At 63.2% G+C, this 15,341-nt stretch carries 11 protein-coding genes and 1 rRNA gene; 6 read left to right on the forward strand and 6 right to left on the reverse strand.

Annotated features, from left to right (window positions below):
• The 3 genes from rrf to LUB09_RS03490 all read left to right on the forward strand — a co-directional run.
• Positions 1-111 (forward strand): 5S ribosomal RNA (gene rrf, locus LUB09_RS03480); the annotation flags it as partial.
• Positions 112-345: 234 nt separating this feature from the next.
• Positions 346-2,238: a penicillin-binding protein 2 gene (gene mrdA / locus LUB09_RS03485; RefSeq protein ID WP_209980828.1), complete on the forward strand. Its 1,893-nt coding sequence runs from the start codon at positions 346-348 to the stop codon at positions 2,236-2,238.
• 150 nt (positions 2,239-2,388) lie between these two features.
• Complete coding sequence (locus LUB09_RS03490; RefSeq protein WP_209980830.1) at positions 2,389-2,856, forward strand: SRPBCC family protein; 468 nt, start codon at positions 2,389-2,391, stop codon at positions 2,854-2,856.
• A gap of 41 nt (positions 2,857-2,897) precedes the next feature.
• Here LUB09_RS03490 and LUB09_RS03495 read toward each other — a convergent pair whose 3' ends face one another.
• On the reverse strand, positions 2,898-5,123 hold the full coding sequence (locus tag LUB09_RS03495) for a TonB-dependent receptor (protein ID WP_231421636.1): 2,226 nt from the start codon (positions 5,121-5,123) through the stop codon (positions 2,898-2,900).
• Between the two features lie 217 nt (positions 5,124-5,340).
• Between LUB09_RS03495 and LUB09_RS03500 the strand changes: the two genes are divergently transcribed.
• From LUB09_RS03500 to LUB09_RS03510, 3 genes are all read left to right on the forward strand, one after another.
• Positions 5,341-7,698, forward strand: a complete 2,358-nt coding sequence (locus tag LUB09_RS03500) for a DNA polymerase II (RefSeq protein WP_209980833.1) — start codon at positions 5,341-5,343, stop codon at positions 7,696-7,698.
• Between the two features lie 13 nt (positions 7,699-7,711).
• The gene (locus LUB09_RS03505; protein ID WP_231421637.1) at positions 7,712-8,344 is read left to right on the forward strand and encodes a glutathione S-transferase N-terminal domain-containing protein; all 633 of its coding nucleotides are present in this window, start codon (positions 7,712-7,714) and stop codon (positions 8,342-8,344) included.
• Between the two features lie 164 nt (positions 8,345-8,508).
• Positions 8,509-9,078 carry a DUF4174 domain-containing protein gene (locus LUB09_RS03510; RefSeq protein WP_209980837.1) on the forward strand — a complete coding sequence of 190 codons (570 nt, stop codon included), beginning with the start codon at positions 8,509-8,511 and terminating at the stop codon, positions 9,076-9,078.
• A gap of 45 nt (positions 9,079-9,123) precedes the next feature.
• Here LUB09_RS03510 and LUB09_RS03515 read toward each other — a convergent pair whose 3' ends face one another.
• From LUB09_RS03515 to LUB09_RS03535, 5 genes are read right to left on the reverse strand one after another with little or no spacing between them, the layout of a single operon-like run.
• Positions 9,124-10,161 carry an acyltransferase family protein gene (locus LUB09_RS03515; protein ID WP_209980839.1) on the reverse strand — a complete coding sequence of 346 codons (1,038 nt, stop codon included), beginning with the start codon at positions 10,159-10,161 and terminating at the stop codon, positions 9,124-9,126.
• A gap of 22 nt (positions 10,162-10,183) precedes the next feature.
• On the reverse strand, positions 10,184-11,593 hold the full coding sequence (locus tag LUB09_RS03520; protein ID WP_231421638.1) for a lipid II flippase MurJ: 1,410 nt from the start codon (positions 11,591-11,593) through the stop codon (positions 10,184-10,186).
• On the reverse strand, positions 11,593-13,029 hold the full coding sequence (locus LUB09_RS03525) for an O-antigen ligase family protein (protein WP_231421639.1): 1,437 nt from the start codon (positions 13,027-13,029) through the stop codon (positions 11,593-11,595). The genes LUB09_RS03520 and LUB09_RS03525 overlap by 1 nt, the downstream gene beginning before the upstream one ends.
• The gene (locus LUB09_RS03530; RefSeq protein WP_231421640.1) at positions 13,026-14,129 is read right to left on the reverse strand and encodes a glycosyltransferase family 4 protein; all 1,104 of its coding nucleotides are present in this window, start codon (positions 14,127-14,129) and stop codon (positions 13,026-13,028) included. Before LUB09_RS03530 ends, LUB09_RS03525 begins: the two co-directional genes overlap by 4 nt.
• Complete coding sequence (locus tag LUB09_RS03535) at positions 14,120-15,337, reverse strand: glycosyltransferase family 4 protein (RefSeq protein ID WP_209980848.1); 1,218 nt, start codon at positions 15,335-15,337, stop codon at positions 14,120-14,122. Before LUB09_RS03535 ends, LUB09_RS03530 begins: the two co-directional genes overlap by 10 nt.
• Between the last annotated feature and the right edge of the window lie 4 nt (positions 15,338-15,341).

Here is a 15,341-nt window from a genome sequence, read left to right on the forward strand (position 1 = left end):
CGACCATAGAGCATTGGAACCACCTGATCCCATCCCGAACTCAGTAGTGAAACGATGCATCGCCGATGGTAGTGTGGGGTTTCCCCATGTGAGAGTAGGTCATCGTCAAGATTAAATTCCGAAACCCCATTTGCGAAAGCAGATGGGGTTTTGTTTTGGGCGTTGGAAAAGTATTCACTAAACGTGCACCGTTTTGATCGACGTCCGACGTCATCACCGACCTGCCGTTCGGGAAATCGATGCAAAGTGTTTCTGCATTTTTGGTATGGTGCACCACCTTTTCACAAGGATTGATCTCTTTCCGCAGGATGCGGCGTCGACCTTCTTCAACGAGATGCTGTAGAAATGCCAGGACCCATACCGATCAAAGATCACGAAAAAGAAAATAGCTTGGTCAACAAGCGCCTGCTGGCCTGCGCCCTGCTGGTGATTGGCATCACCTGTGCCCTGGTGGGCCGCTTGTATTTCCTGCAGGTGGTGCAGTTCGATTACCACTCCACGATCTCTGAAAACAACCGCGTCCATGTTCTGCCCATCACCCCAACCCGCGGCCTTATTTATGACCGTAACGGCGTGGTGCTGGCTGACAACCGTCCCAGTTACAACCTCACCATCACCCGGGAGCGCGCCACTGATCTCAAGGGGGAGCTGGACGCCATCGTCAGCCTGCTGCACTTGCCTGCCGAAGACCGTGCGGTATTCGACAAGGCATTGAAGCAGGCACGTCATCCTTTCGTTCCTGTCACATTGTTTTACGAACTGACGGAAGAACAGATCGCTCTGTTTGCGGTTAACGAATTCCGTCTGCCCGGAGTGGATGTCGAACCTCAGTTCGTTCGGCATTACCCGCTCGGTGCGCATTTCGCACACTCCATCGGCTACGTTGGTCGTATCAACGAGAAAGAATCCAAGGCCCTGGATTCGGTGGAGTACCGTGGCACCCAGTCCATCGGTAAAACCGGTATTGAACGTTTCTACGAATCCGAGTTGCATGGTCATGTCGGCTATGAAGAAGTCGAGACCAATGCACAGGGCCGTGTATTACGAGTGCTGAAGCACACTGATCCGATCCCCGGTAAAAATATTGTCCTGAGCCTCGACGTTCACCTTCAGGAAGCCGCCGAAGAGGCCCTGGGCGACCGTCGTGGCTCGGTGGTCGCTCTCGATCCGCAAACCGGCGAAGTGCTGGCCATGGTCAGCAAACCCAGTTTCGATCCGAACCTGTTCGTCACCGGTATCAGTTTCAAGGAGTACGCCGCACTGCACGACTCCATTGACCGACCGCTGTTCAACCGCGTCCTCAGAGGCTTGTACGCCCCAGGCTCAACCATCAAACCGGAAGTGGCCATCGCGGGCCTGGACAGTGGCGTCGTCACCCCGCAAACCCGTGTGTTCGACCCGGGCTACTATCAACTGCCGGATTTCGATCACAAATACCGCAACTGGAACCACAGTGGCGACGGCTGGGTGGACATGGATGCGGCGATCATGCGCTCCAACGACACCTACTTCTACGACCTCGCCCACAAGCTGGGCATCGACCGCCTGCACGACTACCTGGCCGAATTCGGCCTCGGCCAGAAAGTCTCGCTGGACATGTTCGAAGAGTCCGCAGGCCTCATGCCATCTCAGGCCTGGAAGCGCGCGACCAGACGTCAACCCTGGTTCCCCGGCGAAACGGTGATCCTCGGTATCGGCCAGGGCTATATGCAGGTCACGCCGTTGCAGTTGGCCCAGGCCACGGCCTTGATCGCCAACAAGGGCGTGTGGAATCGGCCGCATCTGGCCAAGACCATCAACGGTGTGCCGCCGGTGGACGAAAACCCGATGCCCAATGTCGTTCTCAAGGATCCGCGTGACTGGGAGCAGGTCAATCACGGCATGCAACTGGTGATGCACGACCCGCGCGGCATCGCTCGGGCTGCGGCACAGGGTGCGCAATACCGCATCGCCGGCAAGAGTGGTACGGCGCAGGTGGTGGCGATCAAGCAGGGCGAGCGTTACAACCGCGACAAGACCCTGGAGCGCCATCGTGACAACGCCTTGTTCGTCGGCTTCGCGCCGGCCGAGCACCCTAAAATCGTGATCTCGGTGATGATTGAAAACGGCGAAGCCGGCGGACGCGTGGCCGGCCCTGTGGTCAGGCAGATCATGGACGCCTGGCTGCTCGACCAGGAAGGCCACCTGAAGCCGCAGTACGCGACGCCGAGCAAGGCGCCAGGTGACCCGCGCGTCTAGATCAAGCCGTTAGCGCGCAGATTACAAAAGCAACTTCCCTGCAACGGGTCAGTCATAACCATTGGCTTGGTCAAGGACGGGGGCATCATCGCGCGCAACCCGGGTTGCGCATCTGTCGATGTCACCTAAGGTCAATGGAGGAGGTGACTTATGCACGTATTGGATCGCATCGAGCGGAAAATTCTGCTCAACGCTTCACGTAAAAAGGTGTGGGAAGCACTCACCGATGCCGAGCAATTTGGCGCCTGGTTCGGCGTTGCCCTCAAGGGCAAGCGCTTTGTCGAAGGGGAGACCGTCGAAGCGCCGATCACTTATCCGGGCTACGAACACGTGGTCTGGAAAGCCAGAATCGAACGCATCCTGCCGCAAACCCTGTTCTCTTTCCATTGGCATCCCTTCGCGGTGCTGGAGGGCGTCGACTACGACAACGAAACCCCGACGCTGGTGGAATTTACCATCGAGGACCGTGCACCAGGCATCCTGCTGCGGGTGGTCGAATCCGGTTTCGACAAGGTGCCTGAAGCCCGTCGTCAGAAGGCGTTCAAGATGAACTCCCGTGGCTGGGACGATCAGATGGGCAATATCGAAAGCTACCTGGGCGCCGCTCGCCAGGCGTGACCCAAGCGGGCATCGATAGCGATGCCCGGTTTCGATGGCGATTAAAAATCAATCGTCGCCGACAACTTGGCAACACGCGGTTCACCCTGACTCAGGTAACCCCCCAACGCCGACTCCCAGTATTTCTCATTGGCGACATTCTCCACATTGGCGCCAAGCGTCACATCGCGCTGATCCACCTTGAAGGTATAACGCGCACCCAGGTCGAAGCGATTCCAGGCCGGCAGACTCAGGTTGTTGGCCGCATCGGCATACTGGCCGCCAGTGCGCAGCATGCGACCGCTGAGGGTTGCGCCCTGCAGGCCCGGCACATCCCAATCCACCCCCGCATTGAGCTGGAACGAAGGCACACCGATTGCGCGATTGCCGTCGTTGGCGCCATTGAGCGTGTCCTTGAGCTCGGTCTTCATTACCGTTACGCCACCGAGCAAACGCAAACCACTCACAGGCTCACCGAAGACATTCAGCTCCACCCCCTGGTTGATTTGCTGGCCTTCGCGCACATAGGCGGCGGTGGTCGCGCCAGTCTGGATCGAGTAACCATCACTCGGCTGCTCGATACGGTACACACCCAGCGTTGCGCCGTAGGTGCCCATGTCCAGTTTTACCCCCGCTTCAGTCTGTTTCGAGCGGGCGGGCGCGTAGGCTTGTGCACCATTGGTCACCGTCAGGCCACCGGATGACACGGGAGCCGTCGGCCCCTGGGTCAAGCCTTCGATATGGTTGGCATAAAACGACACATGCTCCCAGGGTTTGAACACGATCCCGTAAACCGGCGTGTTGATTGACGCCGTGTAGTTGGAGCTGCGCGGGCCGGAACCATACGCATAGTTCTGCATGACCATTTCCTGATGGCGCAGCCCTGCGGTGAACAGCAGACGGTCATCCAGGAAACCAAAAGTGTCAGAGATGGCCGCACTGCGCACGAACGTCTTGGCGGTGATGCCGGGGTCACCCAGGTCACCGCCGTTCACCGTGCCGCGCACCGGTTGTGCAATGTCGCTGGAAGGGTGGTAGAGGTTGCTGGCATTGGGCGTAAAGTCGAACTCGTAGGCATTGCGGGCCTGCGTCCAGGTGCCTGTCAGGCCGAGGTTCAGCTGATGGCTGACCGCACCGGTCTGGAACTTGCCATTGAGACCGGTCATCAGGCTGGTGTTGTCTTCCTGATGGGCGATGCGCGAACCGGTCACCTTGGCCGTGCCGAAGTTATCGGTCAGGGTCACCGACGAATAGCGCCCGCTTTCATTGGTATGTTTGGCGCCGGCGGCAAGGTAGGCGGTCCAGGTGTCGTTGAGGTCGTATTCGCCGCGCAGCATGCCCAGCGTGTCCTCGATGTTGGTCGCGTTCCAGCGTGGCGCGTAGTTGGTATCGGCCGAGGGTGCACTCGGGATGTGGGTGACGCCGGTGCCCAGGAACACCGAGTTACGGCCGCCGTTGACGCGCTGTTTCTGGTAAACGAAATCACCCGATAAACGCAGGGCATCGCCACGATAATCCAGGCCGACGGCGAACAGCTTGGCCCGCTGGTTCTCGTCATCAATGCCGGTATCCCCTTCGCGCTGGGAAATATTCACCCGCGCGCCAAACCGATTGCCCTCGCCAAACCGCTGGCCCACATCCAGATGCTCGCCCACCCGGCCATCACTGCTGATATCGGTGCTGAAGCGGCGCAGCGGCACATCATCGGCGCGTTTGGGTTGCAGGTTCACGCCGCCGCCAATGCCCGAGCCGCCCGGCGTGACGCCGTTGATAAAGGCATTGGGACCCTTGAACACTTCCACGCGCTCCAGCGCGTCGGTGGACATGATCTGACGTGGCAGAATGCCGTACAGGCCGTTGAAGGAAATGTCGTCACCATTAAGTGGCAGGCCGCGAATCACAAAGACCTGCGCCTGGTTCGCATACCCCGAGGCCTGACGCACGGACGAGTCGTTGAGCAGCACATCGGCCACCGTTTCGGCCTGCTGGTCGCGGATCAACTTCTCGGTATAGGCCGCCATGCTGAACGGCACATCCATGATGTCCTGATTGCCCAGCACACCCAATTGGCCACCGCGTGCCACCTGTCCGCCGCTGTACGCCGGTGGCAGCGCGTTCGGCGCGGGTGCGTCGGCGCTGATGTTGGTGGCGCCCAATTCCAGTGTGTTGCCGTCCTGGCGCGTAGTCGGATCGGCCGGGGTAGCAGCCTGTGCGGTAAGGCTCAGGGAGCAGCAAAGGGCGAGCAGGGTAGGGCGAAACGGCACGGCGAGTCGGTTACAGGTGGGCATGGTCGATCCTGACGGAGAACCGTCAATGTGAGGAAAAGGGCAACAGCGTTGCGCGTCCTCACTGCGCGGATACGACTCCGGCGCAAATGATAGTAATTGTTATTAGCGTTTTGCAACAAATTTGTCAGATTAGGCTCCGCGCGAGCGTTAACCTGCCGCGTCCGGCCGGATGCCGGGTAGAATCACGCCCTGAACGCAATGTTTGAGGTGCGGCACGGTGGATTTACAGCAGGGTTTCGTCCTGACCCGGCATTGGCGCGACACCCCGGAGGGCACGCAGGTCAGCTTCTGGCTGGCCACCGACCAGGGGCCCAGGTTTGTCCGCCTGCCCGTACAGACCTCGGTGATGTTCATCCCCGAAGCCCATCGCAAACCGCTCGACTGGCTGCTCAAGGACGAGCGCGACATCCAGCTGCGGCCGTTGCAGTTGTGCGATTTCCATCACCGCCCCGTCCTGGGCCTGTATACGCGCCAGCACCGCCAGGCAATGGACCTGGAAAAGCGCCTGCGCACCGCCGGCGTTGACGTCTACGAGGGCGACGTGCGCCCGCCCGAGCGCTACATGATGGAGCGCTTCATCACCGCCCCGGTGTGGTTCGGTGGCACCCCCGATGCCGACGGCACCTTGCTCGACGCGCAGATGAAACCCGCCCCCGACTACCGTCCGCCGCTCAAGCTGGTGTCCCTGGACATTGAAACCACCGCCCAGGGCGATCTCTATTGCATTGGCCTGCAAGGTTGCGGCGAGCGTCAGGTGTACATGCTCGGCCCGCCGAACAACGCCTGCGCGGTGGACTTCAAGCTCGACTACTGCGACACCCGTGCTCAACTGATCGAGGCCCTCAACCTCTGGCTCGCCACCCATGACCCCGATGCGATCATCGGCTGGAATGTGGTGCAGTTCGACCTGCGCGTGCTCCACGAACATGCCCAGCGCCTCAACGTGCCGCTGATGCTTGGCCGTGGCGACGAGCCGATGGCGTGGCGCGAACATGGCAGCCGCAATCATTACTTCGCCGCCGCCGCCGGGCGCCTGATCATCGACGGCATCGAAGCGCTGCGCTCGGCCACCTGGAGTTTCGAGTCCTTCAGCCTGGAAAACGTCGCGCAAACCCTGCTCGGCGAAGGCAAGGATATTTCCACGCCGTATCAGCGCATGGACGAAATCAACCGCATGTTCGCCGAGGACAAGCCCGCCCTGGCGCGCTACAACCTCAAGGACTGCGAGCTGGTCACGCGGATCTTCGCCAGGACCGAGCTGCTCAAGTTCCTGCTGGAGCGGGCCAGCGTCACCGGGTTGCCGGCCGACCGCAACGGTGGTTCCGTCGCCGCCTTTACCCACCTGTACCTGCCGCTGATGCACCGTCAGGGCTTCGTTGCGCCGAACCTGGGCGACAAACCACCCCAGGCCAGCCCCGGCGGCTTTGTCATGGACTCGCGTCCGGGCCTGTATGAATCGGTGCTGGTGCTGGACTACAAAAGCCTCTACCCGTCGATCATCCGCAGCTTCCTGATCGACCCGGTGGGCCTGATCGAAGGTCTTAAGCACCCCGACGACAGCGACTCGGTGGAAGGTTTTCGCGGCGCGCGTTTTTCCCGCACCCGGCACTGCCTGCCCGCTATCGTCGCGCGGGTTTCCGAAGGCCGCGAGGTGGCCAAGCGTGAGCGCAACGCGCCGCTGTCCCAGGCCCTGAAAATTATCATGAACGCCTTCTACGGCGTCCTCGGTTCCAGCGGTTGCCGGTTCTTCGACACACGCCTGGCCTCGTCGATCACCCTGCGTGGCCATGAAATCATGCGCCAGACCCGCAAGCTGGTTGAAGCCCAGGGCTATGAAGTGATCTACGGCGACACCGACTCTACCTTCGTCTGGCTCGGCAGCGCCCACGCTCAGGAGGACGCCAGCCGCATCGGCCAGGCGCTGGTCGCCCACGTCAACGAGTGGTGGCGCGCGCACCTGCAGACGGCGTTCGGCCTGCACAGTGCACTGGAGCTGCAGTTCGAGACCCACTTCACGCGCTTTCTGATGCCGACTATCCGTGGCGCGGAGGAGGGCAGCAAGAAACGCTACGCCGGGCTGGTGGTGCGCGCCGACGGCAGCGAAGAGATGGTCTACAAGGGCCTCGAAACCGTGCGCAGCGACTGGTCGCCCCTGGCCCGGCGGTTCCAGCAGGAGCTTTACCAGCGCATCTTCCACCGCCAGCCGCATCAGGATTACATTCGCGACTACGTGCGCCGCACCGTGAGCGGCGAGTTCGATGAACTGCTGATCTATCGCAAACGTCTGCGTCGGCGCCTGGACGACTACGAGCGCAACGTGCCGCCCCATGTACGCGCCGCGCGCCTGGCTGATGACTACAACGACCGCCTGGGCCGCCCGCGCCAGTACCAGCGTGGCGGCTGGATCAGCTACGTGATCAGCGTCAACGGCCCGGAGCCGCTGGAAGTGCGGCAGGCGCCGATCGACTACGATCACTACGTGACGCGACAATTGCAGCCGGTGGCGGAGGCGATCCTGCCGTTCGTGGATGACGATTTCAGCACCCTGGTCGGCGGACAGATGGGGCTGTTTTAAAGGAGGCAGCACCATGTACACGCTCTACGGCACCGACGAATCCGGCTCGTGCATGATCGAGATTGCCCTGCAACGTTGCGCCGTGCCGTGGCACCGCGTGGATGCCAGTTCCTGGCATGAGGGCGAGGGCAGTGAAGCGCTTGCGCGAATCAATCCGCTCAAACAGATCCCTACCCTGGTCACACCCGATGGGCAGGTCCTCACCGAAAGCGCGGCCATCCTGATCCACCTCGGCCTGGAGTTTCCCGACGCCGGCCTGCTGGCCGGCAATCGCGGGCAAATTCTGCGTGGCCTGCTGTACATCGCTGCCAATTGCTATTCGGCCATTGGCATCATCGACTACCCGCAACGCTGGCTGGGCGACGTCGATCAGGCGCTGCAGGCGCAACTGGTCACCGGCACACGACGCTACCTGCACCAGGCCTGGGTGGTGTTTGCCGATCAGTTTGCCGAACAGTTGTTCGCGCCCAACCATGCGCCGAACGCTTTGGGCATCATGGCGGCGGCGGTGTCGCGCTGGGACGGCGCGCGGGGAGCGTTGAGCGCATTGGCCCCGGGCTTTGCCCACACCCTGGCGCAGGTGGATGCCGACCCGATAGTGGCCCCGGTATTCGCCCGGCATTGGCCACACTGGAATGGCCTCTGAGGTTCGTGCAATCAGAAGAAACAATCACTGCCCAACCGGCCTGATCCCTTGCGCGGCGCGCGTCCTGACCTACGCTTTCAGAACCCGGCGTAGGAATCATCCTTGAAATTGACGGTCGCACACATGAAACTCAAGAACCTGCACGCAATTCAAAGGAGGTGCGCATGCTCATCCGGTCGCTGACCCTGGCTACCTTGATGGCTTTTACGGGGCCGCTGTTGGCCGCGGATGATATCAACCCGCTCAAGCAGGACATGGGCAAGGCCCGTCCGCTGGTGGTGGTGGAGCTCGATTCCGGTAACGCCACATTGTCCACGCTGCAGAAGCAGCTGGACGAGCCTGCCAACAAGCAGTCGTTCGAAGAGCGCAACATGGTGTTCTACACCGTCAAGTTCGGCAGTATCGGCGCCGAAGGGGAAAAGTTCGCCAAGGAGGCCAAGGACAACAAAAAGCTCACGCCGCCTGAAACCAATGCGCTGATCCGTGCCCTCAAGCTGGGCGCCGGTAGCGGCACCAAGGTGATCCTGATCGGCAAGGACGGCGAGAAGAAGCTCGAGAAGACCGTGCCTCCGGATACCCTCGACCTCAAGGAGTTCTTCAGCACCATCGACCAGATGCCCATGGCCGAGAAAGAGGCCGCCGCCGCCGCAGAAGCTGCGCCAGCCGAACCTGCCCCCGCCAAGGGCAAACCCGGCAAGCCCGGCGCCAAAGCCCCCCAACAACTCGACGACTAACCCACCACCCCCGTGGGAGCGGGCTTGCCCGCTGCCACAGCCGCCTCAGCGTTGCTTCGCCACCGGAAACGGGAAATAGAAAAACCGCAGAACCGCCACCCGCTTGATCACCTCCCCGATCAGCAATGGCCCCACCACCGCCACCACCAAACCCACACCCGCCGCCAGGAACGGATGCAGCCCCAGGCGTTGCATCAGGTCGAAGGTCTTGTGCTGAATCTCCCCGTGAAAAATCAGCAGGATCAGCGTTGACTGACCGATGTAGGTCATCGCCCGCGTCACCAGCGCCGAGACCGTCAACACCTTCGCCAACGCCCAGCACGCGTACATGCCAATCACCGCCAGCAGGCTGGTCCACAACCAGTGGTCATAACGCCGTTGCGCCAGGTCCATGGTGTCCCAGGTCAAGTCGAACAACACGGCGAACACCACCACCGCGATCAACAGCGTCAGCCAACTGCCAGGGTGCGTGCGCAGCCAGTCGCGCAGCAGGTAGCCGGCGATGAAGCAGGCGCTGCTGATCAGCGTGATATCCAGGCTGAACGGCAGCCCCGGCAGTACCCAGGTGTGCTCGCCAAGCGTCACCGGCCATTGCCAGAACAGCGGCAACATCCAGATCCCGAGCAGCAATTGCACGGCAAGCAGCAGGGCACTGGCCCACGGCGCAAGCTTCAGCCGCAGGATCAGGCGCAGCATCACCCAACTGAACAGGATCGCCACCCACATGTGCGGCAGAAACCACATGGCCTGCCACGGAATGGTGTCCACCGAGGCATAGAACACGCCGCCAATGTCCGGCAGCAAGGGTTGGTCGCGCAGCAGCGCACGCAGGCTGACATACAGCAGCAGGGTGAAAAAAAACGGCTTGAGCAGGCCATCGGCCTTGCGCACGGCCATCTCCACAAACGGCTGTTCCGGCTTGAAAAATACCCCGGATAAAAAGAAGAACAGCGGTATGACGAACGACGCCAGTATCGGGTACATCAGGTCCCGTGAGTTCGCCACGAACCAGCTGTGAGCGAACACGATCACCAGGATGCCGATGCCTTTGGCGATATCCATTTGAATCCAACGATGTTTCATGGGCGTCTTCCCGATCGATCATTCATGCCTTGCGCCACGGCTTGAGCCACAGCCCCATGCCCAGCAACACCACGGCCCCGGCCAGGGTGCTGAGCCCCAGTTGCAGCCACACGCCGTCAATTCGAAACAGCAGCAAAGCCGCCAGCAGCATCAGTGCTGCGCTCAGCAGCCAGTGTCTGGCCCAGGGCAGGGCGCCAAGCAGCGCCTGACGCTGCATCAACAACAACGCCGTGCAGATCACCCCGGCCAGCGCGGCCAAGGGAATACCGGCCAGGCCGAACATGAAGGGCAGGGCGCCCAGCAGCAGCACATTGACCAGGCTGCCGAGCAGTTCGCAGCGCAGGGGCTGGCGTGTGTCACCGGCCGCATAGGCATAACGCGCCAGCAGTGCGTTCCACGCGCCGAACACCAGTGGCACTGCGAACCATGCCAGCAGCAGCGGTAACGGCGAGTCCGCCGACTGCCTGGGCAACAGCAGCGCCACCAGGCTCGGTGCCGCCGCCACCAAGCCGACCCCGGCGGGCAGGGTCAGCATGCTCGCGGTGTCCAGACCGCGTTTGAGCAGGGCCAGGCGCGCATCGCCCTGGCGGCGGCTCATCATGCCCAGCAGCACCTGATTGAGGCTCATCAGCGCAATCAGCGGCAGGTTCATCAGCTTGCGCGCGAGGTTGACCCAGGTCACCGCGCCTTCGCCCAGCAGCGACGCCACCAGCCGTTCGATCAACGCCAGGCCCTGGCTCGCACCGTTGCTCAGCAACAAGGGGCCGATGCGTTGGCCCAGCTCCCGCAACGGCGCCGCCGACCACTGCCAGCGCCACGGTCGCCAACCCTGGCGCCAGATCGACGGCAACAGCGCCAGCGGCATCAGCAGGCTGCCGGCCAGGCACGCCAGGGCCAGCGTGTGCGGCGCGGTCGCGGTTCCGGCCAGGGCAAGGTAGGTCACCGGCGGCAGGTTGAACAGTAACGAGCCCAGCCCCGCCAACACAAACCGCTCACCGGCCTGCAACGGAATGCTGAACAGTGCGTGCAGCATCAGGCCCGGCACGCACCAGGCGACCACCTGCAGATTGCCGGCGGCGAGTGCCGTGGCGCTGTCCGCCAACCCCGGCCCCAGCAGTTGCACCAGCCACGGCGCCAACAGCGTCAGCAGCAGGCTGGTGACCAATGCAATCGCCATCAGGGCCGGGAACAGCACGGTCAGCCAGCCCAGTCGGTCGGCATCCTTGCGCTGCAGATACAGTGGCAATGCCGCGGCACTCAGCACACCGCCGGCCAACGACATGCGCAGCGCCTCGGGCAAAAACAGCGCGATCAGGAAGGCGTCACTGCGCTCGCCCGCGCCCCAGGCCGCCACCAGCAGCCATTCACGCGCAAACCCCAGGCACAGGCCCAACAGGGTCGCCAGTGTCAGCCAGGCGGCGGAGCCAAGCATCAGGGACGTGCGCCATCAGTTAGCGGTTTGCGATGGGCCACGCGCTTGACCTGCGGCACGCGCGCCGCAAACAGGCGGCGTGCTTCCAGCACATTGAGCCCCACCATCAGCCAGAACAGCGCCACCATCACCACCGCAAAACTGAAGTAGTGGTCGAACAACCCGCTCACCAACGCCGCGAGGATCCCGGCGGTGCTGCCGAGCCACAGCGCATTGTCCTTGGTCAGGCGAATCGGGCCGCGTTCCGGGCGCGCCTCGCGCCACCAGCGCACAGTCACGGCGACGAACAGCAGCATGCCGACAATGCCGGTCTTGTAGATGAAGTTCAGCCACAGGTTGGAGATCCCCAGAAACGGCGTGCCCGGTACCGGCGGGTCGACTTTGAAGCCGATGCCGAACGGATAGGCCGCCACCGCCTGGGGAAACATGCGGTACTCGTCGAAACGGATTTCGGTACTGGCGTTGTCCGACGAAAATATCGTCGCCAGCCGCTCCTGCAATGGTGGATACGCCAGCACCAGCGCCACGGTCAGCGCCGCGCCGATCATCAGCAGGCGCCCGGTGTACGGCACGCGGCGCGTGGCCATCCACAGCAGCACCAGCGCCAGGCTGACCATCGCACCACGGCTGCTGGCCAGCAGCAGCGCCGCCGCGCCGAGGCACGCCACGCCCAGACCCAGTGCGCGTTTCCAGCCGCGCTCGGTCATGCCGAAGCAGAACGCCAGGGGCAGCAGCAGCGCCATGATCCCGCCGATGGCGTTCGGGTGCATCCACGGCGAGCCCATGCGCGAAGACATCGCTTCCAGGCCGAATTTGAGCATGTCGAAGTTGCCGTAATTGAGCAGCGCCAGGATCGGCGCAATGCCCGCCCCGGAACGCGTGCGCACGAACACTGCAATCGACATCACCAGCATTGCCAGCGTGCCCAGCAGCAGGGCGACCACCAGCGACTCGCGCTGTTTGGGTTCCACCAGCAGTTTGGCGCACAGAAACACCGCCGACAGGCTCAGCAACCAGCGCAGCCAGTTGGCCACGCCGCTGGTTTCGACATTGACGACGATCACCTGGCCGACAATGAACGGGAACACGCTGAACAGCATCAGCCACAGCAGCATCTGGTCGGTGGGCCGGCGCCACAGGCTGGGCGCCGCCGGCAGGCGTGAGAGAAACGTCTGCCACAGCACCGCGCCCCAGGTCAGCGCGAGGATCGCCTCGCTGACCGTGCTGCGAATCCCCAGGTTGATGGTGGAATACGGCATAAACGTCGCGAGCATGGCGAACAGCAACAAGCCCCACAGCGGAAAGCGCAGGATAGTCACCGCCGCCGCCAGCCCAACCACGCCCAGCAACGCCTTGGCCGGTGACAGCGCCAGTGCCATTACGCCGAACAGCAGGCCGAAGAGGATCGCGACAGGGGCGCCCAGGGAGTCTCTCATTGCAGTTCCTCGATCAGTTGCGCCAGGCGCAGGCGATAGGCCTGATGGTTGAAGCGCTGCGCCCACTGCCGGCGTTGCTCGGGCGACTCTTCGTCAGGCTGCTCGCCCAGGTTCACCATCAGTTGCACCAGCGCCGGCCCGTCGGTGGGCGAAAAACGCGGCGCCGAGGGTGGGGTGATTTCATCCAGCGACGTACCGCTGGCCACGGCCACCGGCGTGCCGACGCTCAGCGCCTCGATCACCGGCAAACCGAAGCCTTCGGCATACGACGGCTGCCACAGGCGCGCGGCGCGGCGGTACAGCGCATGCAGCTCGGCATCCGACACGCCGCTCAAGGCGCGAATCCCCGCCACGCTACGCTGGGCTTGCGGCAGATGATCGAGGCTGCCCACCAGCACCAGTTCTGGCACGGCAGGGGACAGCCGACGGGCCTCCTGCCAGGCCTGCACCAGAAACGGCACGTTCTTTCGCAATTCGCGAGTGCCCACCAGCAGCCAGTAGCGCTCGGGCATTTGCCGCGCAGTGAGGTCCGCCGCCAGTTCGACAAAGCTGTCCACCTGGTTGGGCAGTACGCGAACCTTGCCCGCCGCTTTGGGAAACAGGCGCACGGTTTCATCGGCGCTGTACTGCGACGGCGTCCACACGCGGTCGGCGCTGTGCACCGCGTAGGCAATCGACAGGCGATCGCTGGTCTTGTAGATCAACGCCTTCAGGCGGTTGGCGTGGTAATTGTCCAGAGTGATCTGGAACAGGTCATGCAGCAGCACCACCGTGCGCAATCCCTTGGGTTTGGGTGGCAACGGCAGGCCCATGTTGAAGGTGCTGATGTACAAATCGATATGCTGCTCGCGCAACGCCCGTGGCAAAAAACCGGCTTCGAAGCGCAGGCGATTGTGCGGCTGGTGCATCGCGGTTTTCGCGCAGCCCCAGGCCGGGCAGTGCGCCTGCAGCCGCGTTTCGTCCCCCAGCGGCGCCACGGTAAAGCGCTCGAGCGCAACGCCCGGCAAGGTGTGCAAGGCGCTTTCCAGCGCATACACCTGGCGGCTGATGCCCGATTGCGGCGAGGTGCCGACGGTGCGGTAATCAAGGCCTACACGCATGCGGGTTCCTTTTCGGTGAGCGGCGAAAGGCTGGCGTACACGCGCTCCAGCTGGCTGGCGGCGACACTCCAGTCATGGGCGCGGCGCACGTAGGCGCGGCCGGCTTCGCCCATGGGCGTGGCGGCGTCGGGAAACTGCAGCAGGCGCACCACGGCGTCGGCCAGGCCGGTGGCGCTCTGGGCGCCGAGGTAGTCCAGGCCTTCCACCAGGTCCAGGCCGGACACGCCCTGTTCGGTGCTCGCCAGCGGCAGGCCGGCCGCCAGCGCTTCGAGCACCTTGAGCTTGGAGCCGCCCCCGTGGCGCAACGGCGCCAGAAACACCGAGCAGCTCGATTGCAGGCTCAGCAGATCGGGCACGAACCCCTGCCACTCGATACGCGGATCCGGCCAGCGCGTGCGCCAACTGTCGGGCATGCCGAAGCCGCACACACTCATGCGCGCCTGCGGGCAGCGCTCCCAGACCTTGGGCAGGATCTCATCCAGCGCCCACTCGATGGCGTCCACATTCGGCGCGTATTCGTAGTTGCCCAAAAACAGCACGCGGCGGCTGGTCGGGTCCGGGCGGGCGCCGGCGAAGTGGTCGCAGTCCACCCCGTTGACCACCACCGGCACCGGCTTGCCGGCGATCTTTGCCAACGTTTGCGCATCGCTGTCGGTGACCGCCACCACCTGCGTCGCCTGGCGCATCACCCGGTGTTCCCAGCGGCCGTAGCGCCACTGGTCGTAGCGAATAAACGGCAGCGCCCAGTTCGGCAGGCGATCGTAAGTGGCGGCGCCGAGGGCCGATTCGACGTTGTGTTCGGTCAGCACGAAAGGCTGGGCGGTGCGCGCCAGTGCGTCTTCGTAAGGTTGGAAGCTGTAGGTGTGCTCGATCTGCACCACGTCCCAGTGCTCGTTGAGCAGTTGGTTGAAGCGCGCCTGCAAGGGCGCGGACAGGCCATTCACGCTGGCCAGCAGCGGGTAGGGCGCAAACAGCCCGGCCACCAGGGTCTTCAGGCTGCGCAGGGGACGGCGCGGCAGCACGATCAGGTGGTCGAGAAAGGTCTCCAGCACCTGACGGTCGGCGAGCGACACCGGGTGCTTGTCATGCAGCAACAGGGTGATCCGGTGCCCGCGCGCCGCGAGGCTGCGCAGCAGGTGGAACTGGCGCGTCTTGCCGCCGCTGGTGGCCGGCCAGGGCGAGTAGGGCAGGATCCATAAAATGCGCATGGCT

The sequence above is a fragment of the Pseudomonas sp. Leaf59 genome (genome assembly GCF_920984685.1).
Classification (GTDB): domain Bacteria; phylum Pseudomonadota; class Gammaproteobacteria; order Pseudomonadales; family Pseudomonadaceae; genus Aquipseudomonas.